The sequence below is a fragment of the Pseudomonas protegens CHA0 genome, from assembly GCF_000397205.1.
In the GTDB taxonomy this organism is placed as follows: Bacteria; Pseudomonadota; Gammaproteobacteria; order Pseudomonadales; family Pseudomonadaceae; genus Aquipseudomonas; species Aquipseudomonas protegens.
Genome location: NC_021237.1, coordinates 5,690,350 through 5,712,724 on the forward strand (window position 1 = coordinate 5,690,350; position 22,375 = coordinate 5,712,724).

Below are 22,375 nucleotides of genomic sequence, written 5' to 3' on the forward strand. Positions count from 1 at the left end.
GATTACGCCTTAGAACCCTCGTGCAAAAGGTACAGTTCATGACTAACAATCGCCGCGCCGTCTTCCTCGATCACAGCTCACTGGACCTCGGTGACCTGGACCTGGGTGCGCTGCATGACAGCTTCAGCCCTCTGCAAGTACATGCCCACACAGCGCCGGAACAGGTCGCCGAACGCCTGCAGGGCGCCCGGGTGGCCATCAGCAACAAGGTGGCACTGACAGCCGAAACCCTGGCCGCCTGCCCCGACCTGCAACTGATCCTGGTGGCCGCCACCGGCACCAACAATGTCGACCTGGCCGCAGCCCGCAAGCAGGGGATCACCGTCAGCAACTGCCAGGGCTACGGCACTCCCTCGGTGGCCCAGCACACCCTGATGCTGCTGCTCAACCTGGCCACCCGGGTCGCCGATTACCAGCAGGCCGTGGCTGCCGGGCGCTGGCAACAGGCCAGTCAGTTCTGCCTGCTGGACTACCCGATCATCGAACTGGCGGGCAAGACCCTGGGCCTGCTGGGCAATGGCGAACTGGGCAGCGCGGTGGCCCGCCTGGCCGAAGCCTTTGGCATGCGTATGCTGCTGGGGCAGATTCCAGGCCGCCCGACCCGCCCGGACCGCCTGCCGCTGGAGGAACTGCTGCCGCAAGTGGACGCCCTGACCCTGCACTGCCCCCTCAACGAGCACACCCGCCACTTTATCGGTGCCCGGGAACTGGCCCTGCTCAAGCCCGGAGCCCTGGTGGTCAACACCGCCCGCGGGGGGCTGATCGATGAACAGGCCCTGGCCGATGCATTGCGCAATGGTCACCTGGGTGGTGCAGCCACCGATGTGCTCAGCGTCGAACCCCCGGTGGCTGGCAACCCCCTGCTGGCCGGCGACATTCCGCGCCTGATCGTCACTCCACACAACGCCTGGGGCAGCCGCGAGGCCCGCCAGCGAATCGTCGGTCAATTGACGGAAAACGCCCACGCCTTCTTCAGCGGCGCCCCGCTGCGGGTCGTGAGTTGATAAACTTCGCCACTTTTTTCGGGGGCGGATCATGGACACACGCAGTGAAGTACTGTTGCGTCAGGCTGAATTGTTTCAAGGCTCACTGCTGCTGGCCGGCCTGGCCGCCGACGATCTGCTGGGCCGCCTGCCCAATGCCCGGGGCTGGAGCTGGCACGCCGGCGACCAGGCAGCCCTGGAGGCGCGCTTTCCCGGCCGCAGTCACTTTGGCGTAGACGCACCGGCCCAATCCTTCGACAGCGCCGTGCTGTTCCTGCCCAAATCCAAGGACCTCACCGACTACCTGCTCAACGCCCTGGCCTCGCGCCTGGCCGGGCGCGAACTGTACCTGGTGGGCGAGAAGCGCAGCGGCGTGGAGAGTGCGGCCAAGCAACTCAACCCCTTCGGCAAACCGCGCAAGCTCGATAGCGCCCGGCACTGCCAGCTGTGGCAGGTCACGGTGGCCAATGCTCCCGAACCGCTCACCCTGCAGAGCCTGGCCCATGAGTACGAACTGCCGCTGGCCGAAGGCCCGCTGAAAGTCATCAGCCTGCCGGGGGTGTTCAGCCATGGCCGGCTGGATCGCGGCACCGCGCTGCTGCTGGAGCACCTGGACCACCTGCCCGCCGGCCACCTGCTGGACTTCGGCTGCGGTGCCGGAGTGCTCGGGGCCACCGTGAAACGCCGCTACCCGGACAGCCGCGTGACCCTGCTGGATGTGGACGCCTTCGCCGCCGCCAGCAGCCGCCTGACCCTGGCGGCCAACGGCCTGGAAGCCGAGGTGCTGACCGGTGACGGAATCGACGCCGCGCCCATGGGGCTGAACGGCATCCTGACCAATCCGCCCTTCCACACCGGGGTCCATACCGACTACCAGGCAACGGAAAACCTGCTGCGAAAAGCAGCCAAACATCTGCAAAAAGGTGGAGAACTGCGAGTAGTTGCCAACAGCTTCCTGCGCTACCAGCCGCTGATCGAAGAGCACCTGGGGCCCTGTGCGATCAAGGCCGAAGGCCAGGGCTTTCGCATTTATCGGGCCAAGCGCGGCTGAAATCCTTTTTCGCAAACAAGGCTTGCCGAAAGGGTTTTGCCTAGGCAGAATCCGCTCCGTCCTAGGGGAGTAGTCTCCCACGAGCGCCACGCTCGTCCGGCATGCGTCAACATACTTGGTCAACAGACCATGGCGCATGCGACCCAAGAGTCCGCACAGACGGACCGCAGGGTTTGACAAGACCTATGACACGCACACCTTACCCGGGGCGGGAAGGCTGTACGTGTCATAGCCGTGTCGACCCGCCCCTTAGGAAAACCCTGATGATGCTGGACTCCCTGCTCGTTCCCACCGCAATCGTTGCCTTGGCCGAAATCGGCGACAAGACGCAACTGCTTGCCCTGATTCTCGCCGCACGTTTTCGCAAACCCTGGCCGATCATCGCCGGCATCGTTGCCGCGACCCTGGCCAACCACGCGGCGGCCGGTGCGGTAGGCGCCTGGTTCGGCAGCTTCTTCTCGGACTCGACCCTGCACTGGATCCTCGCCGCCAGCTTCACCGCCACCGCGCTGTGGACCCTGGTTCCGGACAAGATGGACGACGACGAAGCCAATACCGCACGCAAGTTCGGCCCATTCCTGACCACCCTGATCGCCTTCTTCCTGGCAGAAATCGGTGACAAGACCCAGGTCGCCACCGTCATGCTGGCGGCGCAGTACCCGGATCTGTGGCTGGTGATCATCGGTACCACCCTGGGCATGCTGATTGCCAACGTACCGGTGGTCCTGGCAGGCAACTTCGCCGCAGACAAGCTGCCCCTGACCCTGATCCGTCGCCTGGCGGCGTCGGCCTTCTTCATCCTCGCCGTGGTGGCGGTGTACAAGGCCATGCAGATCAGCGGCTGGGTATAAACGAAATCGCCGGCAAGCTGGCCCCTACGCAACCCGTAGGAGCCGGCGTGCCGGCGACAGCGTCATCGACAATGACGCGAAGGGATCAGGACTTCTTGGCGGCCTGATACAGCGGCATCACCTTGGGAATCGCCGCCTGCAAGGAAGCGATACGGCTGGTGGAAGCCGGGTGAGTGCTCATGAACTCGGGCGGCGCGGAGCCACCGGCAGCCTGGCCCATCTTGTTCCACAGGCTGATGGCCGCATTCGGGTTGTAACCGGCACGGGCGGCCAGTTCCAGGCCGATCAGGTCCGCTTCGTTTTCATTCTCGCGGCTGTTGGGCAGAGTCATCAGCAGGTTCACCCCGTTGTCGCCCAGGGCTACGGTTTCCTGCGGAACGCCGAACAAGGTGGCGATCTGCTTGCCGGCACCGACCGCGTACTGCTTGGACATGGCTTCGCGACCGTGCTCGCGCAGGGCGTGGGCAATTTCATGGCCCATGACCGCGGCGATTTCATCGTCGGTGAGTTTGAGCTTCTCGATCAGCCCGGAGTAGAAAATGATCTTGCCGCCAGGACCGCAGTTGGCGTTGAGCTCGTCGCTCTTGATCAGGTTGACTTCCCATTTCCACTGCGCGCAGTCGGGGCGGAAAGTCGGCGCCTGGGCAATCAGGCGGTTGGCAATGACCTGCAGGCGCTTGGCGTTGGCGCTGGTCTTGTCCAGTACGCCCTGGCTGCTGGCTTCACCCAGAGTCTGCTGATAGGACTGGGCATAGGACTGGTTCACTTCAGCGCTGGAAACCATGCTGAACATGGATTGCTTGCGATCCACACCGACCACGCCACCGCTGGTGGTATTGACCGTTTCACAACCGCTGAGCAGTACTGCGGCACTCAATGCACATACGACCAATGACTTCTTCATCATGAAACCTCCCTGAAAACGTGGCGCGTATCCTAAGGGCGGAAATGTATCCGCGCCAGATGTAAAAACAGCAATCGGTCGCATTTCAGATACATATCTGCCTTGCAGGAGAAAATTCATTCCTCCCGCAAATCCCGCCCGGGTTACCCCCACAGCTTGCCAAGAACGACATCAAGCTCCCTGAAACAGTCATTTTTCCGTGTAAGGCTAATGGCCAGCGCTGCAGCGGCCGATACAGCTCGGCAGACCTAAATTCCTGCGCCCGGAGCCTCTATGAAGTTCAAGTCGATCCAGTTTTCCGTCGCCGCCCTGGCCGGCGCCATCGTTCTCAGCGTGGTTGCAGCCCTGGTGCTGTACGCCCTGTTCTCCGGGGCCAGGACCCAGCAGATGGTGCAAGACCGTACCCAGGCCCAGTTCGAACAGGTCATCGAACAACGCCTGAGCGGCCTGGCGCAGACCCAGGTCAGCCAGATCCAGCGCGAACTGGAAGCGCCCCTGCTGATCGCCGGCGGCCTGGTGCGGGTCAATGCGCTGATGGGCACCCAGGACTCGCAAGGCCATGCCGGGCTGAGCCTGAGCCGTGAACAACTGATTGCCCTGATCAAGGAAAACGTCACCCAGAACCCGAAGATCCTCGGTGCGTACATTGGCTGGGAACCCGGCGCCATCGACCATGACGACGCTGCCTACGTAGGCACCTCGGTGGTGGGTATCGATGCAGCAAACGGCCGCTTCCTGCCCTGGTGGTTCCGCAATGAAGACGGCAGCCTGGGCCTGGACAAACTGGCCGACGTCAATGATCGGACCCTGCTTTCCACCGGCGTGCGCGCCAGCGAGTACTACCTCTGCTCCCAGGACAGCCTAAAGCCTTGCGCCATCGACCCCGCTCCCTACAAGGTCGGCGACAAGGTGGTGATGCTGGCCTCCTTTATTCAGCCGATCCTGCTCAACGGCAAGTTCCAGGGCATCGTGGGTGCCGACCTGTCAGTGAACTTCATCCAGGACATGCTGGTGGGCGCCAACCAGAAGCTCTACGGCGGCGCCGGGCACATGGCCCTGATCGGCGGTAACGGTCGCCTGGTCGCCTATACCAAGGACTCGAGCAAGTTCGGTGAAAAAGTCAGCGACGTGCTCAGCAGTGATGCACTGACCAAGCTGTCCAGCCTCAAGCGCGGCGAAGTGACCTACGACGTCGACCAGGCCAACGGCACCATCAGCCTGTACCTGCCCTTCGGCATCGGCCAGACCGATGCGCACTGGACCCTGATGCTGCAACTGCCGCTGAGCGCGGTGATGGCCGACCTCGACAAACTGCAAGGTGACCTGGCCGAACAACGCAAGGCCGACACCTTCGGCATGGCCATGGTCGGGCTGGTGATTGCCGGCCTCGGCTTGCTGGTGATCTGGCTGGTGGGCCACGGCATTGCCCGGCCGCTGCGGCAGATGGTGGCAATGCTCGACGACATCGCTCAGGGCGAAGGCGACCTGACCCGACGCCTGACCAGCGATCGCGCTGACGAGCTGGGCTCCATCGCCAAAGGCTTCAACACCTTTTTGGCCAAGCTGCAGGCGATGATCAGCCAAGTGGTGACCTCGGTTCAGAGCGTCAGCGATTCTTCGGAACACACCGCAGACATCGCCATTCGCACCAACCAGGGCGTGCACAAGCAAATGGTTGAAATCGATCAGGTAGCCACCGCGGTGCACGAAATGACCGCCACTGCCCAGGACGTCGCGCGCAATGCCACCCAGGCCGCGCAAGCCGCCAGCCACGCCGACCAGGCCGCAAGCCAGGGCATGCAGATCGTGCGCGACACCTCCAGCGCCATCGGCGCCCTGGCCGAGGAAATCGGCCGTGCGGTGGGCGTGGTGCAGACCCTCGCCAAGGACAGCGAGAACATCAACGCCATCCTCATCGCCATTCGCGGGATTGCCGAGCAGACCAACCTGCTGGCGCTTAACGCGGCAATCGAGGCGGCCCGGGCCGGCGAGCAAGGCAGGGGCTTTGCGGTGGTTGCCGACGAGGTGCGCAACCTGGCGCAGAAAACCCAGCAGGCCACCGAAGAAATCCAGTCGATGATCCAGCAACTGCAACAGGGCACCCGGGAAGTGGTGCGGGTGATGGAGGACAGCCAGCACAAGACCGACCAGAGTGTGGAGCACGCGGCCAAGGCGGCCCAGGCCCTGGAAACCATCACCCAAGCGGTGTCGGTGATCAACGACATGAACACCCAGATCGCCAGCGCCGCCGAGGAGCAGAGCGCGGTGGCCGAGGACATCAACCGCAATGTGATCAATATCGGCCAGGTGGCCAATGAAGTGGCGGGCGGCGCCGATGAGTCCAGTGCGGCCAGCGCCGGGCTGACCAAGCTCGCCGAACAGCAACGACGCCTGATCAACCAGTTCAAAGTCTAATCACGGACCTGTAGGAGCCGGCTTGCCGGCGAAAGCGATCCTGGCTTGGACAGCAAACCAGGGGGCCTCTTCGCTGGCAAGCCAGCTCCTGCAGCCAGCTCCTGCAGTTGATGCTTCAGGCGGGGGTCAGGCACTCGGGGCCGTTGAGCTTGGGGTCATTGACCAGGTTGGCCAGGACCCGCTCGCGCAGGGCTGCCGGCGGGCTGGCCAGCAAGGCTTGCAGGGCATGCAAGGGGGTCTCGGGATCGAGCCAGGCTTGCTGGCCGGCGGCATCGAGGATCAGCGGGCGACGCAGATTGGAAGCCGCCTGGGTTACCACTGCAGTGCTCAGCCAGACCTGCTCCTGCACCGGGTAGGCCTCCCATATCGCGGCAAAAAAGATCGACGAACCTTCCCCCGGCGTCAGCCAGTAGGGGCGCTTGCGGGTGCCGCCGCGCCATTCGTAGAAACCATTGGCCGGCAGCAGGCAGCGCCGCTCGCGAAAGGCCTGGCGAAACATCGGCTGCTCCGCCAGGGTTTCCGCCCGGGCATGGGCGGGCGTCCGGGAAAGGTCCGTGAGCCACGGCGGTGTCAGCCCCCAGCGGGCCCGGGCCAGGGTGCGCTGGCCGTTTTCCGCGCGCTGGATCAGCACCGAATCATTGGGCGAGATGTTCCACTGCGCCTTCTGGTCGGCGGGAAATCCCGGCAAGGCGGCAAACGCGGGGTTCCAGCGAAACAGGGCATAACGTCCACACATGGGGCAATACAACTCTCGGCAAATCGGCGCTCAGCCTAACAGACCAGCACCCCGGCAAAATTGTCCGGTTCATCAAAGGGCAACGGCAGGGCCGCATTGTACGCAGCGATCAGCTCTCGCGCCTGTTGCGCCTGGTGGTTTTCCACCGACAGCCCCAGCAGCCCGAACAGCGGCAGCTCCCCTGCCCCGCCCAACAGATCGCGCCCCTGCAGATGGGCCTCGATCCCCTCGCTGGCCAGCATGCACTGGAGCAACTCGCCTTCCAGCAGGTTTTCCGGCTCGTAGATGCGCTGCATAAGGGCCACTCCCCATTCAGTCGTTTTCACTGTGAACGTCGAGCATCCATTCCCGACCGTCGGTTTGCAGGGTGAATACAATGGGCCGGCAGCACACCGGGCAGTCTTCGATATAGGTCTGGTCGCCGCCAGACAGGTCCAGCACCGCCTCTGCCTGTTCGCCACAGTAAGGGCACTGATAATGGTCGGTTTCCAGCATCGCCGTCTCCAGAGTGACTTATGCGTATAATCGCCGGTCTATTTGCAGGGCTTTTTTTGTTTGAGCTGAATTTTCAGACCGTGCCCGGCTTTTTTTCGATCCGAACCTTTTCTTACCCTAGCCGTTTCTAACAAGAGAGCATGATGGGCGAATTCGATGCCATCCGACCTTACCACGACAGCGAAGTACCAGCGGTGCTGGCCCGGCTGCTCGGTGACAAGGCGTTTCTAGATATCCTCACCCACTTTCGCTTCCCGCGTTTTGCCAAGACTTTCGGCTGGCTGCTCAAACCCCTGATCGCTCACCGCCTGCGCCGTGAGTTTGCCGGGGTCACTTCGGTGGCCACCCTGCAGGACAAGGTCGAATTCTACGTCGACCACACCATCGAGCGGGCCACCGACGGCGTGACCTACACCGGCGTCGAGCAGTTCAAGTCGGGCACCGCCTATGTGTTCCTGGCCAACCACCGCGACATCGTCATGGACCCGGCCTTCGTCAACTACGCGGTGTACCACGCCGGCCTGCCGACGCCACGCATCGCCATTGGCGACAACCTGCTGCAGAAGCCGTTTGTCAGCGACTTGATGCGCCTGAACAAGAGTTTCATCGTGCACCGTTCCATCAGCGGTCGCCGGGAAAAGCTCGCGGCCTACCAGCTGCTGTCGGCCTATATCAACCACTCGATCCGCAACGACGGCCAGTCGATCTGGATCGCCCAGGCCGAGGGCCGGGCCAAGGATGGCGACGATCGCACCGAGTCGGCGATCCTCAAGATGTTCCACATGAGCCGCAAGGACGAGCCGTTCGGCGAGGTCATCCAGTCGTTGAACCTGACACCGGTGTCCATCAGCTACGAATACGACCCCTGCGACCAGGCCAAGGCCCGCGAGCTGTACATCCGCGCCACCACCGGCACCTATACCAAGGCACCAGGCGAGGATGACGTGAGCATCGCCAAGGGCATCACCGGCTATAAAGGCCGGGTCCACGTGAACTTCGCCGCGCCCATCAGCGAATCCTTCGAGGACACCAAGCAACTGGCCATGGAAATGGACCGGCAGATCCTCGGCGGCTACCGCCTGTTCCCGGTGCACTACCTGGCCTATGCCCAGTGGAGCGATGCCGATCCACAACTGCAGGTGCCAACGGCCGCCGAGGTCTTCCCGGCCCAGGAGCTGGCCAAGGCCGAACAGGAGTGGCAGCGCCGGCTGGATGCCTGCCCGGCAGAACACCGGCCGTACCTGGTACTGCAATACGCCAATCCGGTGCGCAACCAGTATCGGGTCAAGGCCGGTCTGGCGCTGTAACGGCCGGACTGGAAAGCACAACGGCGCCTGCGGGCGCCGTTGTCGTTTCTGCAACCTGGGGGTTGATCAGAACCGGGTGCTGATCCAGGACACCAGCAACGCCAGGCCAAGGCAGGCGAAGCCGAAGCGGTAGAAAAACCTATTGATGCGCAAGGTTGCGGGATCCAGCATCAGCAGCGGCTGATCCACCGCCCGTCCCTCGCTCTGCACGGCCAGATTGGCCAGGGCCCGCAGTTCACGACGACGGGTGGCGTGCAGCAGCCAGCTGCCTGGGCAGGCGAACAGCAGGGCAAGCAGATTAATCAGTTTGGCGGGATGGGCGTTGAACATCGACCAGATCAGTTGCAGCGACATCATGAACCTCGGAGGAAAGCCGTATACGGGCCGTCGAGTGCACCCGCGGCGCGGATTCTACTCAATCCCCGACAAAACGCGGGGGGCTTTCCGACCAGTAACGAGACGCCGGTCCATTAATTTAAAGCGTCATCTTTTCGTCATCTAAACAAGCCAGTCTGTCGCCCCTCGAAACCCACGGAGCTTGTCATGCTGCACGCCGAAAACCAGGACCGCCTTTACCTGATCGCCCCCAGTGAGGAACAGCAGGCGCTGGTGGGCGCCCTGGCGTTCAACGTGCAGGACCGGCACTGGCTGGTGTATTGCGCCCTGGGCGGGCACCAGCACGCGGACCTGCCGGAAACAGACCTGCTGACGGGCGTCAGTATGCTGGACTTCTACGTCGAGGCGGCCTGATCCGCGCCCATAAAAAAGCCCGGCGCGCCATCAGGCAGCCGGGCTTTTTCGTTGCTTGGCCAGGGCTCAAACCCCGGCCAGGCGCGGGTTACTCGCCGAGGATCTGGCCCACGGTCGGATCCTTGAACAGACGGGTCAGGGCATCGCTGAGCACATCACCCACCAGCTTGGTATTGGTGTCCTGGTTCGGCGCCATGCCGAAACGCTGGTCCAGGGAAGCACCGTAACGGCCGCTGTAACGACGGTTGGCGTTCTGCACATCCGAGCGGAAGGTGGCACCGATGGTGGCCTCGGTCACGTACAGGCCTTCTTTAGGCGACTGGTACTTGAGCTCGGCCAGGGTCACGGTCAACTGAGGGGCGTTGGCGCCACCGGCGGTCGGGGTAAAGCCCAGCAGGCGCACTGCGGCTTCGGCCTGGGCCTGCAGCTTGGGCAGGATCTGCGCGCTCTGCACGGTGATGGCACTGGTTTCCGGGTACAGGCCGCCACGGGTGCCCAGGGTCGGCGAAGGACGTCCATCAACCACTTTCACCACCACCGGCTGGCCATGGCCGACAGGCGCCAGCTGGGCAGTGAGCTTGGGCTCCGGGCTCAGTTGTTGCGGGCTGTGGGCGCAACCCACCAGCGACAGGCTGGTCACAGTGATCAAACCGAACAACAGGCGTTGCAACATGCTCATCTCTCCAGGAATCAGGCACAAACAGGCCCGCAGTATAGCGGTGCACAAGGACGGCAAACCAGCGCCAGGCATGACTTAGTCAAGACTCAGACAGGTCCCGTACAACCGGGTTCCTGTAACCTGCCGTTCACTGGCAATACATCATGATGTAACGGCTCAAGGGCATTCTTATCGTCAATGACACATTCAGGTACCTGGTCATGAACTTCCTCCGTTCCCTGTTCGCCCCCCGTCAACAGTTTCGCAGCTTCGCCCTGCTGGACAACCAGGGACGTTGCCAGGCCTTCAAGCACTGCCTGCTGGCCCCGGTAGGCGATGGCTGGGTGGAAATCCAGGAAATTCGCCTGAACTGGTTGCACCAGGCGCTGCCCGCCAGCGCCCGGGTCAGCCCGCGCTGCGCTCGCTCCCGGGTGCAACCGATACTGGCCACCTGACCAAAAGCCTAATAAAAGTCGCGAAACAGGATCATTTCTGCGCATTTCTTCGTTACAATCTCCCCCCGATTATAAGGACGTCTCCTGATCGGGCCTCGCAGTACCGCCAACGCCACTGCTTTGGCACCCCGCACCGCCCACAGAGAGCCGCCCACACAGTTCGAGTGAAGCTGGCGTGCTTGCTGTTCACCTTGCAAACCTCCACTTTTCGCGAAACTGCAGAGCTGCCGTTGCTCGGCCACTTAAAGCTGTTTGCCCGTCGTGCCCGCATCCTTTGCCGGCATCACCGCGCGGGCCAGGTGCCAGGCTGAGGCAGCCCTTTTTTGAGGTTCACGTCTTCAAAAGAGCGTGAAAAAACGGGTTTTCACAACTTCACAAGAGTGTGGCGAGCAAATGAATAGTTTTGCGTCTGAACTGGCACCATTGGCCTCTACAACAGCCCGATTACACAGGACCGAGCACTCCTCAAGAACTGGTGCTTGAAGCCTGTCCGCTGACGGATTTGGTTGCACGAGCGGATGTATCGACCATAAGTCGAATTGCCCGAGGCTCCCCGAGATGCGTTCATACGCACCTTGAGGCCCGGTTGGCAGCGTCCGTGGTAGTTGCAAAAAATTGCGAAGATTCGGACATGGCGATCCTGGCCATGGGTAACCTGGGGCATTACGTGAACCGCCCCGTCACTCCTGGCAGCCATGCCGTCAATTTGGTGCTGCAGATTTTGGAGACGCGTTAATGGCGCATAACGAAGCAGTAGACGTCGTATTGGTCGGGGCCGGCATCATGAGTGCCACCCTTGCTGTACTGCTCAAAGAGCTCGACCCCGCGATCAAGCTGGAAGTCGTCGAGCTGATGGATTCGGGTGCCGCGGAAAGTTCCAACCCGTGGAACAACGCCGGTACCGGCCACGCCGGCCTCTGTGAGCTGAACTACACGCCACAGGCCGCCGATGGCAGCATCGACATCAAGAAAGCCGTGCACATCAACACCCAGTTCGAGGTGTCGAAGCAGTTCTGGTCCTACCTGACCAAGAAAGGCACCTTCGGCTCGTCCAAGTCCTTCATCAGCCCCGTGCCGCACCTGAGCTTCGTACAGGGCGAAAAAGGCGTTTCCTTCCTCAAGAAGCGCTTTGAAGTACTGAGCCAGCACCATGCCTTCGCGGACATGGAATACACCGAAGACAAGGCCAAGATGGCCGAGTGGATGCCGCTGATGATGCCGGGCCGCCCAGCGGACGAAACCATCGCCGCCACTCGCGTGCTCAACGGTACCGACGTCAACTTCGGCGCCCTGACCAACCAGTTGCTCAAGCACCTGACCAGCGCTCCCGATGCCCAGGTCAAGTACTGCAAGCGTGTCACTGGCCTCAAGCGCAACAAGGCCAACGGCTGGACCGTGAGCATCAAGGACGTCAACAGCGGCAGTACCCGCGAAGTCGACGCCAAGTTCGTGTTCCTCGGCGCCGGTGGCGCGGCCCTGCCCCTGCTGCAGGCCTCGGGCATCGAGGAAAGCAAGGGCTTCGGCGGTTTCCCGGTGAGCGGCCAGTGGCTGCGTTGCGACAACCCGGAAGTGGTCAAGCAGCACCAGGCCAAGGTCTACAGCCAGGCGGCCGTGGGCTCGCCACCAATGTCCGTGCCGCACCTGGACACCCGCGTGGTCGAAGGCAAGAAGTCCCTGCTGTTCGGGCCTTATGCCGGCTTTACCACCAAGTTCCTCAAGCACGGCTCGTTCCTCGACCTGCCGATGTCGGTACGCGCCGGCAACATCGGCCCGATGCTGGCCGTGGCCCGGGACAACATGGACCTGACCAAGTACCTGGTCAGCGAAGTCATGCAGTCCATGGAGCAGCGCCTGGAATCCCTGCGCCGCTTCTACCCCGAGGCCAAGGCCGAGGACTGGCGCCTGGAGGTGGCCGGCCAGCGGGTGCAGATCATCAAGAAGGATCCGAAGAAAGGCGGCATCCTGCAGTTCGGTACCGAACTGGTGGCCGCCAAGGACGGCTCTCTGGCCGCCCTGCTCGGCGCCTCGCCAGGTGCCTCGGTGACCGTTTCGATCATGCTGGAGCTGATCGAGCGCTGCTTCCCGGCCAAGGCCAGCGGCGAATGGGCTGCCAAGCTCAAGGAAATCTTCCCGGCACGGGAAAAGGTCCTGGAAACCGACGCAACGCTGTACCACCAGATCAACAGCGAAAACAACCTGAGCCTGGAGCTGGTCGAGCCAAGCAAGGAAACCGAAAGCTGCATCTGATCCGCGCTGAATGAAAAACGCCCCGTCCTTCGCAGGACGGGGCGTTTTTTTATGCCTGGCGAGAAGATCAGCCGCGGGCGTTGTCCATCAGCTCGATGTAGTCGGCGGCGTTGCGCTGATCACGGATCAGGTCGACGAAGGTCTGGCCGTGCTCATCCTTGCCATCCAGGTCGAAACCGGCCTCGACGAAGAAGGTCAGGAAGCGTTCGAAATCATCGATGCGCAGGCCACGATAGGCCTTGATCAGCTTGTGCAGGGACGGCGAAGTTGCATCGACCGGCTCGAAATCGAGGAACAACTTGATCTGCTCGTCGCTGATCTCGTCACCAATCACTTGTTTCTTATCTTTACGCATTGCCGACTCCAGCTCGCAGACATTTCACGGGGCGGGCAGTTTACCCCCAGCCCGCATATGGCCTCAACGCGAACGCACGCTGCCGGTATGCAGGTCAGCCCAGATGTGCCCGTTGGCATAGCTGAGGAACTGGCAATACACCGTGTCGTTGCGCAACAGGTCCATCACCGCACGGTACTGGGCCAGCGGGTAATACAGGGTCAGGGTCCGGGTCTTGGCATCGAACTGCGGCTTTTTCAGGCTTTTGCTTTCACCGTCGAAGTTCACCAGCACCTGGCTGATGGTGGCGCCCTTGTTCAACGGCTTGCCCTTGAGCCGCACCCACACTGGCGAAGTCACGGGAATCGGTTGCTGGTTCGATTGGCGCTGGCTGCCGATCACCACCGAATACTCGGTGACCTGCAACAACTGCTGCTGTTGCGGAACGCTGTCGCGCAGGGTCAGATCATCGGGAGGCAGGAACTGCCCGTGCAAGGGGGCCGGGGCGGCTGCCAAGGGCAGGCTCAAGCACAGAAGAAGGGCCGCGCTACTGCGAATCAACAGGCTCATGACAGGCTCCAGACAAGGGCCGAGCACTCTAGCACGGGTTTTTACCGCAAATCTTGCACCGTTACCGACGGTAGGCCGCTGTCACGGGCGCGGGCCTGTTCAGTCGAACTGGGCGCGCATCCAGGCCTGGTATTCGGCCACGCCGGGCTCGCCTTCACGGGGCGCCCAACTGGCCTGCTCACCCTCGCCCACTGGGCGATAAGGGCCGGCCTTGCATTCGAACATCAGGCTGTCGGGCTCCAGCACCACCAGGCCGTGGAAAACCCCGGCCGGCAAGTCCACACCGACGCAGTCGCCGCCGGCCTGCAGCACCCGCTTGCCCTGGACCTGGCCCGCTTCATCGAAAATCAGCACGCCCAGGCGCCCCTTGAGCACCAGCAGGGTCTCGGCCTTGTCAGCGCTCAGGTGGCGATGCGGCGGAACATAAGTGGAGGGTTGCAGCCCCACCGCCATCCGGTGGCAAGGCTCTTCCATGGCATGGAAGTTGTGGTGCTGACGACCGCGGGGGTTGGCCGCGGCTTTCTCAGCCAGGTCGCTGAACAACGCTTGATCGAGAAAGCTCGGCCCGGTCATCGCTTACATGCCCTTGACGGCATAGATGCCGGCAGCGTTACGCCAGTAGCCCTTGTAGTCCATGCCGTAGCCGAACACGTAGCGGTCCACGCAAGGCAGGCCCATGTAGTCGGCCTTGAGGTCCGGACGGGCCTTGCGGTCGTGGTCCTTGTCGATCAGCACGGCCGTGTGCACGGCGCGGGCGCCGGCGTGTTTGCAGAAGTCGATGATCGCGCCCAGGGTGTGACCTTCATCGAGGATGTCGTCGATGATCAGCACGTCGCGGTCGATAAAGGAGACTTCCGGCTTGGACTTCCAGAACAGCTCACCGCCGCTGGTTTCGTTGCGGTAGCGGGTAGCGTGCAGGTAGGAGGCTTCCAGGGGAAAGCGCAGGTGGGTCAGCAGCTTGCCCGCGAAGATCAGGCCACCGTTCATGACGCAGAACACCACCGGATTGCGCTCAGCCAGTTCTTCAGTGATTTGTGCACCGACCCGGGCGATGGCCGCCTCGACTTCAGCTTCGGTGTACAGGCAGTCAGCCTCGCGCATGATTTGACGGATATGCTCGAGATCAGCGGACATGGCGCTCTCCAAGGGGTGGCAGTTTCGGAAAAGCGGGCAAAGGTACGCATCCGGCCCGGTCAGATCAAGCGTTTCTGGACTAACGTACTTTATGTCTATAGGACAACAACCCCGGATAGATTAATCTAGGCCGTTTTTTTTGCCCGCCGCCGGAGCCTTTCCCTATGCCCATCCGTGAGATCCGCCATCCGCTGATCCGACACAAACTTGGCCTTATGCGCCGCGCAGACATTAGCACGAAGAACTTTCGCGAGCTCGCTCAGGAAGTCGGTGCCCTGCTGACGTACGAAGCCACCAAAGACCTGCCCCTGGAAAGCTACGAGATTCCAGGCTGGTGCGGCCCTGTCCAGGTCGAGAAGATCGCCGGCAAGAAGATTACCGTGGTACCGATCCTGCGTGCCGGCATCGGCATGCTCGAAGGCGTGCTGAGCCTGATCCCGGGCGCCAAGGTCAGCGCCGTAGGCGTGGCGCGCAATGAGGAAACCCTGCAAGCCCACACTTACCTGGAAAAACTGGTACCGGAAATCGACGAGCGCCTGGCGATGATCATCGACCCGATGCTGGCCACCGGCAGTTCCATGGTCGCCACCATCGACCTGTTGAAAAAGGCCGGCTGCCGTGACATCCGCGCCATGGTCCTGGTGGCCGCCCCCGAGGGCATCGCCGCCGTCGAGCAGGCGCACCCGGACGTGACCATCTACACCGCTTCCATCGATCAGAAGCTCAACGAGCATGGCTACATCATTCCTGGCCTGGGTGATGCCGGTGACAAGATCTTCGGCACCAAGCAGAAGGATTCCTGATCATGCAGGACGAGTTCAACGATCCGCTCTGGCGCCAGGTACTGTCTGGCGCCCAGATGCTCTTCGTGGCCTTCGGTGCCCTGGTGTTGATGCCGCTGATCACCGGTCTCGACCCGAACGTGGCGCTGTTCACGGCGGGTCTCGGGACTCTGTTGTTCCAGGTGGTGACCGGGCGCCAGGTGCCGGTCTTCCTGGCGTCGAGCTTTGCCTTCATCACCCCGATCATTCTCGCCAAGGGCCAGTTCGGCCTCGCGGCGACCATGGGCGGGGTAATGGCGGCGGGCTTCGTCTACACCTTCCTCGGCCTGGCCGTGAAGATCAAGGGCACCGGTTTCATCGACCGCCTGTTGCCGCCGGTGGTCATTGGCCCGGTGATCATTTCCATCGGCCTGGCCATGGCCCCCATCGCCGCCAACATGGCCATGGGCAAGGCCGGTGACGGCAGCGAGCTGATTCATTACCAGACGGCGATGATGATCTCGATGCCCGCGCTGCTCACCACCCTGATCGTCGCGGTGTTCGGCAAAGGCATCTTTCGCCTGGTGCCGATCATTTCCGGCGTGCTGGTGGGGTTTGCCCTGTCGTTCTACTTCGGCGTGGTGGACACCGCGAAGATCGCCGCCGCCCCCTGGCTGGCGCTGCCGCACTTCACCGCACCGGAGTTCAACTGGCAGGCGATCCTGTTCATCGTCCCGGTCGCCCTGGCACCGGCCATCGAGCACATCGGTGGCGTGATTGCGGTCGGCAGCGTCACCGGCCGCGACTACCTGAAGAAGCCCGGCCTGCACCGCACCCTGTTCGGTGACGGCATCGCCACCACCGCTGCCGGCCTGTTCGGCGGGCCGCCCAACACCACCTACGCCGAAGTCACTGGCGCGGTGATGCTGACCAAGAACTACAACCCGAAAATCATGACCTGGGCGGCGGTCTTCGCCATCACCCTGGCCTTTATCGGCAAGTTCGGCGCGCTGCTGCAAAGCATCCCGGTGCCAGTGATGGGCGGGATTCTCTGCCTGCTGTTCGGCTCGATCGCCGCGGTGGGGATGAATACCCTGATCCGCCACAAGATCGACCTGGGCGAAGCCCGCAACCTGGTGATCGTCTCGGTGACCCTGGTGTTCGGCATTGGCGGCGTGCTGGTGGGAACCGGTACCGGTCCGGATGATTTCGGCCTCAAGGGCATCGCCCTGTGCGCCGTTGTCGCCATCGTGCTGAACCTGGTACTGCCGGGGAACGACGGCTGGAAAAACAAGAAGGCCGATGAGCCTTTGATCTAGAGAACCCTTCGCCGGCAAGCTGTCTCCCACGCAGGAGCCGGCTTGCCGGCGAAGCTATTTACAACGCCAGCGGCGCTCGCTCGCACAAGGCGTTCAAGGCCTTGGCCCATTGTGGGTCGTCATTCAGGCAAGGGATCAACACCAGGTCCTCCCCTCCCGCCTCGCGAAACTGCTCGCGACCGCGATCACCGATCTCCTCCAGGGTTTCGATGCAGTCGGCGACAAATGCCGGGCACATCACCATGACTTTCTTTACTCCCTGCTTGGCCAATTCATCAAGCCGCGCCTCGGTGTAGGGCTCGATCCACTTGGCCCGTCCCAGACGAGACTGGAACGACACCGACCAGGTGCCATCCGCCAATCCCAAGTGCTCGGCCAAAGCCGATGCGGTGCGCATGCACTGGGCGCGGTAACAGGTGGCCAGCACCGCCGGCGAAGCATTGCGGCAACAGTCGGCGTCCTTGAAGCAATGCTGGCCGGTCGGGTCGAGCTTGGTCAGGTGGCGTTCCGGCAGGCCGTGAAAGCTGAGCAACAGATGATCATGCTCCCGGGCCAGGTATGGCTTGGCGCTGGCCGCCAGGGCCTGGATGTACTCAGGCTGATCGTAGAACGGCTGTAGCACGCTGAATTGCACGTCCAGCTTGCGCTCGCGCACCACGCGCCTGGCCTCTTCGATCACGGTGGTCACCGTGCTGTCGGCGAACTGTGGGTAAAGTGGTGCCAGGGTAATCTTCTTCTGTCCCTGTGCCACCAGCTTGAGCAGCGCCGACTCGATCGAAGGTTCGCCATAACGCATCGCCAGCTCGACCGGCCCCTGCTTCCACTGCTCGCTCATTACCTTCTGCAGACGCCGGCTGAGCACCACCAGCGGCGAACCCTCTTCCCACCAGATCGACGCGTAGGCATGGGCCGATTGCTCTGGCCGCTTGATCAGGATCAGCGACACCAGCAAGCGTCGAACCGGCCAGGGCAGGTCGATCACATAAGGGTCCATGAGGAATTGGTTGAGGTAGCTGCGCACGTCCGCCACCGAAGTGGAAGCCGGCGAACCCAGGTTGACCAGGAGCAACGCGTGATCGGTCATGCAACGTCCTATTTCAGAGGCGGCTGGACACAGGCGTCCAGGGCCGCAGGCAAATCAGTGAACTGGAAAGTGAAACCCGCTTCCAGCAACCGCGCGGGAACGGCACGCTGGCCTCCCAGCAACAGCAACGACAATTCACCCAAGGCCAGGCGCAGGAAAAACGCCGGCAGCGGTATTAGTGCGGGTCGGTGCAGCACCCGCCCCAAGGTCTTGGCGAACTCGCGGTTGCGCACCGGTTTTGGCGCGCAGGCATTATAAGGACCCTGCGCCCCAGGCTGATGCACAAGAAAATCAATCAGGGCGATTTGATCGTCGATATGAATCCACGGCATCCATTGTCGGCCGTTGCCGATCGGCCCGCCCAGCCCCAGCTTGAAGGGCAGCAGCAGGCGCGACAAAAAGCCGCCCTCGGGCGACAGCACCAAACCGGTGCGCACCAGCACCACACGCACGCCCATGGCTTCGGCGCGCTGGGCAGTTTCTTCCCAGGCAATGCACAACTGGCTGGCAAAGTCCTCGTTGACCGGGGGCGAATCCTCGCTCAGCTCCCGTTCGCCACCGTCGCCGTACCAGCCCACCGCCGAGCCCGACACCAGCACACCGGGTTTGTGTTCGCGGCTTTCGAGCCAGGCCAGCAGGGTTTCAGTCAGGGCAATGCGGCTGTGCCACAGCAGCGCCTTGCGCTTGTGGCTCCAGGGCCGATCGGCGATCGGCGCCCCGGCCAGGTTGATCACCGCGTCCACCGGGATCTGGTCCAGCTCTTGCAACGCCTTGACAGCCCGCACCTGGGGACCGCACAGGGCGGCAACCTTATCGGGTTGGCGAGTCCATACACTCAACTGGTGACCCTGGGCCTGCCAGTGACGACACAGGGCACGCCCGATCAAACCAGTACCGCCGGTCAGCAATATATGCATGACATCTTCCTCGCGTGGCGTTTTACCCGAATCACTAGTCTATTTTTATAAGCAGGGATCTTTTCAATCGGACAGGCTGTGTTTTAACGATAGACAACCTGAACAACCGATGACGCCGAAAGCTATACCAAAAAACAATATTGTACAGGTTTTGGCGGCGGCGTAATCTGTACAGAAAGGTAAACGAGGCCCCTATGACAGTACCCATCGCAATCATTGGTACCGGCATCGCCGGACTCTCCGCCGCCCAGGCGCTACGAGATGCCGGGCATACCGTCCACCTTTTCGACAAAAGCCGCGGCAGCGGCGGGCGCATGTCGAGCAAACGCAGCGATGCCGGCAGCCTAGACCTGGGGGCCCAGTACTTTACCGCCCGCGACCGTCGTTTCGTCACCGAAGTCCAGCGCTGGCAAGCCAAGGGCTGGGTCGCCGAATGGACGCCACAACTCTACAACTCCCACGGCGGCCAGCTCAGCCCCTCGCCGGATGAACAGACCCGTTGGGTCGGCACTCCCCGCATGAGCGCCATCACCCGCGCGCTGATCGGCGACCTAGAGGCCCACTTCGCCTGCCGCATCACCGAAGTCTTCCGCGGCGAACAGCATTGGCATCTGCAGGACGCCGAAGGTTTCACCCACGGCCCTTTCAGCCACGTCGTGATCGCCACGCCAGCGCCACAGGCCACCGCCCTCCTGGCCGCCGCACCGAAGCTTGCAGGCGTCGCCGCCGGGGTGAAAATGGACCCGACCTGGGCCGTCGCCCTGGCCTTCGATACCCCTCTGGAAACCCCCATGGAAGGCTGCTTCGTGCAGGACAGCCCGCTGGACTGGCTGGCCCGCAACCGCAGCAAGCCCGGGCGCGACAGCCACCTCGACACCTGGGTCCTGCATGCCACCAGCGCCTGGAGTCGGCAGCACATCGACCTTTCCAAGGAGGCCGTGACCGAACAATTGCACGGGGCCTTCGCCGAGCTGCTGCACAGCGTCATGCCCGCCCCGACCTTCAGCCTGGCCCATCGCTGGCTCTACGCCCGCCCGGCCACCAGCCATGAATGGGGCGCCCTGGCCGACGCCGACCTGGGGCTGTATGCATGCGGCGACTGGTGCCTCTCCGGTCGGGTCGAAGGCGCCTGGCTCAGTGGCCAGGAGGCCGCACGCCGGCTGCACGAGAGCCTGCAGTGAATCGACTCAACCCACGCAAACTGCTGCTGTCGAAATGGACGGCAGCCCATCCGCAGCGCCGCGAAAAGCACTTTCTGGTTACCGAACTCTTCTGCGATGAAGAAGGCACCGTGCTGGACATCGAACTGCAAGCGGTGCTCACCCGACGCTGCCAGCGATTGAGCTGGCAAACCCTCCAAAACGACAGCGAGTGGCGAATGGGCTGGCGGTAACCGGCGCAACCGCAGGGCAATACCTATACAAAAAATTTGACTTGTACAACTTTAATTCTATGATGAAGACAGGTTGTACAACGTTAGGTTTTTGTACAGGTAAGCCCTGGAGGTTGCAGCATGTCCGCCAAGCCGAAAATTGCCATCAGCGCCTGCCTGATGGGTGTGGAAGTCCGCTACAACGGTGGACACAAAGAGTCCCGGCTGTGCAGCCGAGTCCTCACCGAACACTTCGACTTCGTGCCCCTGTGCCCGGAAGTCGCCATCGGCATGGGCACCCCCCGCGAACCTATCCGACTGGTCGGCGACCCCGAGCAGCCGCGGGCCGTGGGCACCGTGGACCCCAGCCTGGACGTCACTCTGCCCCTGGCCGAATATGGCGAGCGCATGGCGGCCGAGGTCGATGACATCTGCGGCTACATCTTCATGCAGAACTCGCCCTCCTGCGGCCTGGAGCGAGTCAAGGTGTACCAGGCCAACGGCATTCCCCATCGCAACGGCGGTCGCGGCATCTATGCCCAGGCGTTCTGTCAGAAACATCCCGATCTGCCAGTGGAAGAAGCCGGGCGCCTGAACGATCCGGTGCTGCGGGAAAACTTCCTGACTCGGGTCTACGTCTATCGCGACTGGCAGGCGCTGCTCAAGCAAGGCCTGACTCGCCGCGCCCTCACGGACTTCCACTCGCGCTGCAAATACCTGCTGATGGCCCATCACCCGGTGCAGTACAAGACCCTGGGCAATCTGCTGGGCAGCATGGGCAAGAGCGATCCGAGCCTGATCGGCCCGCGCTATTTCAGCGAGCTGATGGCGGCGCTGAGCAAATGCGCGACCCGCGGCACCCACAGCAATGTGCTGCAGCACCTGAGCGGCTACCTCAAGCAAGCCATCAGCAGCGCGGACAAGCAGGAAGTGCAGCATGTCATTGGTCAGTACCGTCACGGCATCGTGCCTCTGGTGGTGCCCCTGACCCTACTCAAGCACCACTTCCGCCAGCACCCCGATCCCTACATCGCCCAGCAGTTGTATTTGCAACCGCACCCGGAAAACCTCAGCCTGCGCAACGCGATCTGAGCCATGAAAGCACTCGACCAACAGGCCGAAGACAACAGCGCCCACTACCGGCGCGCCCTGGATGAAGGCTGGCTGCCGATTCGCGAAGTGGCGCGCCAGACCGGGGTCAACGCCGTCACCCTGCGCGCCTGGGAGCGCCGTTACGGACTGATCGTGCCCCTGCGCACCCCAAAGGGCCACCGCCTGTACTCCCAGGAGCAGGTGCAGGAAATCCTCACCATCCTCACCTGGCTCAATCGCGGGGTGGCGGTCAGCCAGGTCAAGCACCTGCTGGACAGCGCCCCAAGCGCCAGCACACCGGCCGAGAACGACTGGCAGCGCCTGCGCCAGACCCTGAGCCTGGCGATCAGCCAACTGGCCGAGCGCAAGGTCGACGACACCTTCAACCAGGCCATGGCCCTGTATCCGCCGCGCACCCTGTGCGAGCACCTGCTGATGCCGTTGCTGGCAGAACTGGAGCAGCGCTGGCAGGGTCAGTTCGGCAGCCAGATGGAGCAGGTGTTCTTCTACTCCTGGCTGCGCAGCAAGCTGGGGGCACGGATCTACCACAACAATCGACAGCTGCAGGCCCCACCGCTGCTGCTGGTCAACCAGTCGGACCTGCCGCTGGAACCCCACCTGTGGCTGACCGCCTGGCTGGCCAGCAGCGCCGATTGCCCGGTGGAAGTCTTCGACTGGCCACTGCCCGGCGCCGAACTGGCCCTGGCCGTCGAACGCCTGCAGGCCCGAGGCCTGCTGCTGTATTCAAGCAAGGCCCTCAACCCTGCGCAGTTGCCCAGGCTGCTCAACGGCATCGACTGCAAAAAATTCATCGCCGGACCCGCGGTGTGCATCCATCCCGCCGAGTGGTCCGTATGTCTCTCTGAAATCGCCGATCTGCACCTGGCCCAGGACCCGATAACGGCCTGCCAAGCGCTGCTTGAGCGAGGACTCTTCTGAA

26 protein-coding genes, 1 pseudogene and 1 riboswitch are annotated in these 22,375 nt (G+C 62.7%); of the genes and pseudogenes, 15 read left to right on the top strand and 12 right to left on the bottom strand.

Going from position 1 to position 22,375, the window contains the following annotated elements; translation table 11 throughout:
- Positions 1-38: 38 nt before the first annotated feature.
- From PFLCHA0_RS25345 to PFLCHA0_RS25355, 3 genes are all read left to right on the top strand, one after another.
- The gene (locus tag PFLCHA0_RS25345; protein WP_015636949.1) at positions 39-1,004 is read left to right on the top strand and encodes a 2-hydroxyacid dehydrogenase; all 966 of its coding nucleotides are present in this window, start codon (positions 39-41) and stop codon (positions 1,002-1,004) included.
- 31 nt (positions 1,005-1,035) lie between these two features.
- Positions 1,036-2,034, top strand: a complete 999-nt coding sequence (locus tag PFLCHA0_RS25350; RefSeq protein WP_015636950.1) for a class I SAM-dependent methyltransferase — start codon at positions 1,036-1,038, stop codon at positions 2,032-2,034.
- 51 nt (positions 2,035-2,085) lie between these two features.
- Positions 2,086-2,209: riboswitch (yybP-ykoY riboswitch) on the top strand.
- A 91-nt stretch (positions 2,210-2,300) separates the two neighbouring features.
- Positions 2,301-2,885, top strand: coding sequence for a TMEM165/GDT1 family protein (locus tag PFLCHA0_RS25355; protein WP_011063370.1), 585 nt, complete (start codon positions 2,301-2,303; stop codon positions 2,883-2,885).
- Between the two features lie 85 nt (positions 2,886-2,970).
- Here the strand turns inward: PFLCHA0_RS25355 and PFLCHA0_RS25360 are convergent, their stop codons facing one another.
- The gene (locus PFLCHA0_RS25360) at positions 2,971-3,789 is read right to left on the bottom strand and encodes a M48 family metallopeptidase (protein WP_011063371.1); all 819 of its coding nucleotides are present in this window, start codon (positions 3,787-3,789) and stop codon (positions 2,971-2,973) included.
- A gap of 1,362 nt (positions 3,790-5,151) precedes the next feature.
- Between PFLCHA0_RS25360 and PFLCHA0_RS32445 the strand changes: the two are divergent.
- Together PFLCHA0_RS32445 and PFLCHA0_RS32450 are read left to right on the top strand one after the other, a co-directional pair.
- Positions 5,152-5,349 (top strand): annotated as a pseudogene (locus tag PFLCHA0_RS32445) (HAMP domain-containing protein); the annotation flags it as partial.
- A 111-nt stretch (positions 5,350-5,460) separates the two neighbouring features.
- Complete coding sequence (locus PFLCHA0_RS32450) at positions 5,461-6,204, top strand: methyl-accepting chemotaxis protein (RefSeq protein WP_370059449.1); 744 nt, start codon at positions 5,461-5,463, stop codon at positions 6,202-6,204.
- Positions 6,205-6,319: 115 nt separating this feature from the next.
- Here the strand turns inward: PFLCHA0_RS32450 and PFLCHA0_RS25370 are convergent, their stop codons facing one another.
- From PFLCHA0_RS25370 to PFLCHA0_RS25380, 3 genes are read right to left on the bottom strand one after another with little or no spacing between them, the layout of a single operon-like run.
- A complete protein-coding gene (locus PFLCHA0_RS25370) occupies positions 6,320-6,940 on the bottom strand; it encodes an SOS response-associated peptidase (RefSeq protein ID WP_011063373.1) in 621 nt (206 codons plus the stop codon).
- 35 nt (positions 6,941-6,975) lie between these two features.
- Positions 6,976-7,236 carry a putative signal transducing protein gene (locus tag PFLCHA0_RS25375; RefSeq protein ID WP_011063374.1) on the bottom strand — a complete coding sequence of 87 codons (261 nt, stop codon included), beginning with the start codon at positions 7,234-7,236 and terminating at the stop codon, positions 6,976-6,978.
- Between the two features lie 16 nt (positions 7,237-7,252).
- Positions 7,253-7,435 (bottom strand): CPXCG motif-containing cysteine-rich protein, encoded by a 183-nt coding sequence (locus tag PFLCHA0_RS25380; protein ID WP_011063375.1) that lies wholly within the window; start codon positions 7,433-7,435, stop codon positions 7,253-7,255.
- Between the two features lie 140 nt (positions 7,436-7,575).
- Here PFLCHA0_RS25380 and PFLCHA0_RS25385 point away from each other — a divergent pair, with 140 nt between their 5' ends.
- A complete protein-coding gene (locus PFLCHA0_RS25385) occupies positions 7,576-8,742 on the top strand; it encodes a 1-acyl-sn-glycerol-3-phosphate acyltransferase (RefSeq protein WP_015636954.1) in 1,167 nt (388 codons plus the stop codon).
- A 66-nt stretch (positions 8,743-8,808) separates the two neighbouring features.
- Here the strand turns inward: PFLCHA0_RS25385 and PFLCHA0_RS25390 are convergent, their stop codons facing one another.
- On the bottom strand, positions 8,809-9,096 hold the full coding sequence (locus PFLCHA0_RS25390; protein WP_015636955.1) for a hypothetical protein: 288 nt from the start codon (positions 9,094-9,096) through the stop codon (positions 8,809-8,811).
- Positions 9,097-9,285: 189 nt separating this feature from the next.
- Here PFLCHA0_RS25390 and PFLCHA0_RS25395 point away from each other — a divergent pair, with 189 nt between their 5' ends.
- Positions 9,286-9,492 (top strand): hypothetical protein, encoded by a 207-nt coding sequence (locus tag PFLCHA0_RS25395; RefSeq protein ID WP_011063378.1) that lies wholly within the window; start codon positions 9,286-9,288, stop codon positions 9,490-9,492.
- A gap of 88 nt (positions 9,493-9,580) precedes the next feature.
- On the opposite strand, the gene PFLCHA0_RS25400 is transcribed toward PFLCHA0_RS25395, so the two are convergent.
- Entirely contained in the window at positions 9,581-10,165 is a 585-nt protein-coding gene (locus PFLCHA0_RS25400; protein ID WP_011063379.1) for a YajG family lipoprotein, read from the bottom strand.
- Between the two features lie 206 nt (positions 10,166-10,371).
- Here PFLCHA0_RS25400 and PFLCHA0_RS25405 point away from each other — a divergent pair, with 206 nt between their 5' ends.
- Together PFLCHA0_RS25405 and mqo are read left to right on the top strand one after the other, a co-directional pair.
- The gene (locus PFLCHA0_RS25405) at positions 10,372-10,605 is read left to right on the top strand and encodes a hypothetical protein (protein WP_015636956.1); all 234 of its coding nucleotides are present in this window, start codon (positions 10,372-10,374) and stop codon (positions 10,603-10,605) included.
- 735 nt (positions 10,606-11,340) lie between these two features.
- Positions 11,341-12,852 (top strand): malate dehydrogenase (quinone), encoded by a 1,512-nt coding sequence (mqo, locus tag PFLCHA0_RS25410; protein WP_011063381.1) that lies wholly within the window; start codon positions 11,341-11,343, stop codon positions 12,850-12,852.
- Positions 12,853-12,919: 67 nt separating this feature from the next.
- Here the strand turns inward: mqo and PFLCHA0_RS25415 are convergent, their stop codons facing one another.
- From PFLCHA0_RS25415 to PFLCHA0_RS25430, 4 genes are all read right to left on the bottom strand, one after another.
- A complete protein-coding gene (locus tag PFLCHA0_RS25415) occupies positions 12,920-13,207 on the bottom strand; it encodes a PA4642 family protein (protein ID WP_011063382.1) in 288 nt (95 codons plus the stop codon).
- 63 nt (positions 13,208-13,270) lie between these two features.
- Positions 13,271-13,756 carry a hypothetical protein gene (locus PFLCHA0_RS25420; protein ID WP_011063383.1) on the bottom strand — a complete coding sequence of 162 codons (486 nt, stop codon included), beginning with the start codon at positions 13,754-13,756 and terminating at the stop codon, positions 13,271-13,273.
- Between the two features lie 99 nt (positions 13,757-13,855).
- Entirely contained in the window at positions 13,856-14,329 is a 474-nt protein-coding gene (locus PFLCHA0_RS25425; protein WP_011063384.1) for a WbuC family cupin fold metalloprotein, read from the bottom strand.
- 3 nt (positions 14,330-14,332) lie between these two features.
- Positions 14,333-14,890 carry a hypoxanthine-guanine phosphoribosyltransferase gene (locus PFLCHA0_RS25430; protein ID WP_011063385.1) on the bottom strand — a complete coding sequence of 186 codons (558 nt, stop codon included), beginning with the start codon at positions 14,888-14,890 and terminating at the stop codon, positions 14,333-14,335.
- 164 nt (positions 14,891-15,054) lie between these two features.
- Between PFLCHA0_RS25430 and upp the strand changes: the two genes are divergently transcribed.
- On the top strand, positions 15,055-15,693 hold the full coding sequence (gene upp / locus PFLCHA0_RS25435) for a uracil phosphoribosyltransferase (RefSeq protein WP_011063386.1): 639 nt from the start codon (positions 15,055-15,057) through the stop codon (positions 15,691-15,693).
- Between the two features lie 2 nt (positions 15,694-15,695).
- Positions 15,696-16,970, top strand: coding sequence for a uracil-xanthine permease family protein (locus PFLCHA0_RS25440; protein WP_011063387.1), 1,275 nt, complete (start codon positions 15,696-15,698; stop codon positions 16,968-16,970).
- A 58-nt stretch (positions 16,971-17,028) separates the two neighbouring features.
- Here the strand turns inward: PFLCHA0_RS25440 and hemH are convergent, their stop codons facing one another.
- Positions 17,029-18,054, bottom strand: a complete 1,026-nt coding sequence (hemH, locus tag PFLCHA0_RS25445; protein WP_015636959.1) for a ferrochelatase — start codon at positions 18,052-18,054, stop codon at positions 17,029-17,031.
- 8 nt (positions 18,055-18,062) lie between these two features.
- The gene (locus PFLCHA0_RS25450; RefSeq protein ID WP_015636960.1) at positions 18,063-18,971 is read right to left on the bottom strand and encodes a TIGR01777 family oxidoreductase; all 909 of its coding nucleotides are present in this window, start codon (positions 18,969-18,971) and stop codon (positions 18,063-18,065) included.
- A 194-nt stretch (positions 18,972-19,165) separates the two neighbouring features.
- On the opposite strand from PFLCHA0_RS25450, the gene PFLCHA0_RS25455 reads away from it, so the two are divergent.
- The 4 genes from PFLCHA0_RS25455 (at position 19,166) to PFLCHA0_RS25470 (ending at position 22,374) form a co-directional block, all read left to right on the top strand.
- Positions 19,166-20,152 carry an NAD(P)/FAD-dependent oxidoreductase gene (locus PFLCHA0_RS25455; protein WP_015636961.1) on the top strand — a complete coding sequence of 329 codons (987 nt, stop codon included), beginning with the start codon at positions 19,166-19,168 and terminating at the stop codon, positions 20,150-20,152.
- Positions 20,149-20,364, top strand: a complete 216-nt coding sequence (locus PFLCHA0_RS25460) for a TIGR02450 family Trp-rich protein (RefSeq protein WP_015636962.1) — start codon at positions 20,149-20,151, stop codon at positions 20,362-20,364. Before PFLCHA0_RS25455 ends, PFLCHA0_RS25460 begins: the two co-directional genes overlap by 4 nt.
- A 120-nt stretch (positions 20,365-20,484) precedes the next feature.
- Positions 20,485-21,435 (top strand): YbgA family protein, encoded by a 951-nt coding sequence (locus PFLCHA0_RS25465; RefSeq protein ID WP_015636963.1) that lies wholly within the window; start codon positions 20,485-20,487, stop codon positions 21,433-21,435.
- 3 nt (positions 21,436-21,438) lie between these two features.
- Positions 21,439-22,374 carry a MerR family transcriptional regulator gene (locus PFLCHA0_RS25470; RefSeq protein ID WP_015636964.1) on the top strand — a complete coding sequence of 312 codons (936 nt, stop codon included), beginning with the start codon at positions 21,439-21,441 and terminating at the stop codon, positions 22,372-22,374.
- The last annotated feature ends 1 nt before the right edge of the window (position 22,375 follow it).

Coding starts and splice junctions, on each gene's coding strand:
- PFLCHA0_RS25345 (WP_015636949.1), top strand. CDS start 39: ATGACTAACAATCGCCGCGCCGTCTTCCTCGATCACAGCTCACTGGAC.
- PFLCHA0_RS25350 (WP_015636950.1), top strand. CDS start 1,036: ATGGACACACGCAGTGAAGTACTGTTGCGTCAGGCTGAATTGTTTCAA.
- PFLCHA0_RS25355 (WP_011063370.1), top strand. CDS start 2,301: ATGCTGGACTCCCTGCTCGTTCCCACCGCAATCGTTGCCTTGGCCGAA.
- PFLCHA0_RS25360 (WP_011063371.1), bottom strand. CDS start 3,789: ATGAAGAAGTCATTGGTCGTATGTGCATTGAGTGCCGCAGTACTGCTC.
- PFLCHA0_RS32450 (WP_370059449.1), top strand. CDS start 5,461: ATGGTTGAAATCGATCAGGTAGCCACCGCGGTGCACGAAATGACCGCC.
- PFLCHA0_RS25370 (WP_011063373.1), bottom strand. CDS start 6,940: ATGTGTGGACGTTATGCCCTGTTTCGCTGGAACCCCGCGTTTGCCGCC.
- PFLCHA0_RS25375 (WP_011063374.1), bottom strand. CDS start 7,236: ATGCAGCGCATCTACGAGCCGGAAAACCTGCTGGAAGGCGAGTTGCTC.
- PFLCHA0_RS25380 (WP_011063375.1), bottom strand. CDS start 7,435: ATGCTGGAAACCGACCATTATCAGTGCCCTTACTGTGGCGAACAGGCA.
- PFLCHA0_RS25385 (WP_015636954.1), top strand. CDS start 7,576: ATGATGGGCGAATTCGATGCCATCCGACCTTACCACGACAGCGAAGTA.
- PFLCHA0_RS25390 (WP_015636955.1), bottom strand. CDS start 9,096: ATGTCGCTGCAACTGATCTGGTCGATGTTCAACGCCCATCCCGCCAAA.
- PFLCHA0_RS25395 (WP_011063378.1), top strand. CDS start 9,286: ATGCTGCACGCCGAAAACCAGGACCGCCTTTACCTGATCGCCCCCAGT.
- PFLCHA0_RS25400 (WP_011063379.1), bottom strand. CDS start 10,165: ATGTTGCAACGCCTGTTGTTCGGTTTGATCACTGTGACCAGCCTGTCG.
- PFLCHA0_RS25405 (WP_015636956.1), top strand. CDS start 10,372: ATGAACTTCCTCCGTTCCCTGTTCGCCCCCCGTCAACAGTTTCGCAGC.
- mqo (WP_011063381.1), top strand. CDS start 11,341: ATGGCGCATAACGAAGCAGTAGACGTCGTATTGGTCGGGGCCGGCATC.
- PFLCHA0_RS25415 (WP_011063382.1), bottom strand. CDS start 13,207: ATGCGTAAAGATAAGAAACAAGTGATTGGTGACGAGATCAGCGACGAG.
- PFLCHA0_RS25420 (WP_011063383.1), bottom strand. CDS start 13,756: ATGAGCCTGTTGATTCGCAGTAGCGCGGCCCTTCTTCTGTGCTTGAGC.
- PFLCHA0_RS25425 (WP_011063384.1), bottom strand. CDS start 14,329: ATGACCGGGCCGAGCTTTCTCGATCAAGCGTTGTTCAGCGACCTGGCT.
- PFLCHA0_RS25430 (WP_011063385.1), bottom strand. CDS start 14,890: ATGTCCGCTGATCTCGAGCATATCCGTCAAATCATGCGCGAGGCTGAC.
- upp (WP_011063386.1), top strand. CDS start 15,055: ATGCCCATCCGTGAGATCCGCCATCCGCTGATCCGACACAAACTTGGC.
- PFLCHA0_RS25440 (WP_011063387.1), top strand. CDS start 15,696: ATGCAGGACGAGTTCAACGATCCGCTCTGGCGCCAGGTACTGTCTGGC.
- hemH (WP_015636959.1), bottom strand. CDS start 18,054: ATGACCGATCACGCGTTGCTCCTGGTCAACCTGGGTTCGCCGGCTTCC.
- PFLCHA0_RS25450 (WP_015636960.1), bottom strand. CDS start 18,971: ATGCATATATTGCTGACCGGCGGTACTGGTTTGATCGGGCGTGCCCTG.
- PFLCHA0_RS25455 (WP_015636961.1), top strand. CDS start 19,166: ATGACAGTACCCATCGCAATCATTGGTACCGGCATCGCCGGACTCTCC.
- PFLCHA0_RS25465 (WP_015636963.1), top strand. CDS start 20,485: ATGTCCGCCAAGCCGAAAATTGCCATCAGCGCCTGCCTGATGGGTGTG.
- PFLCHA0_RS25470 (WP_015636964.1), top strand. CDS start 21,439: ATGAAAGCACTCGACCAACAGGCCGAAGACAACAGCGCCCACTACCGG.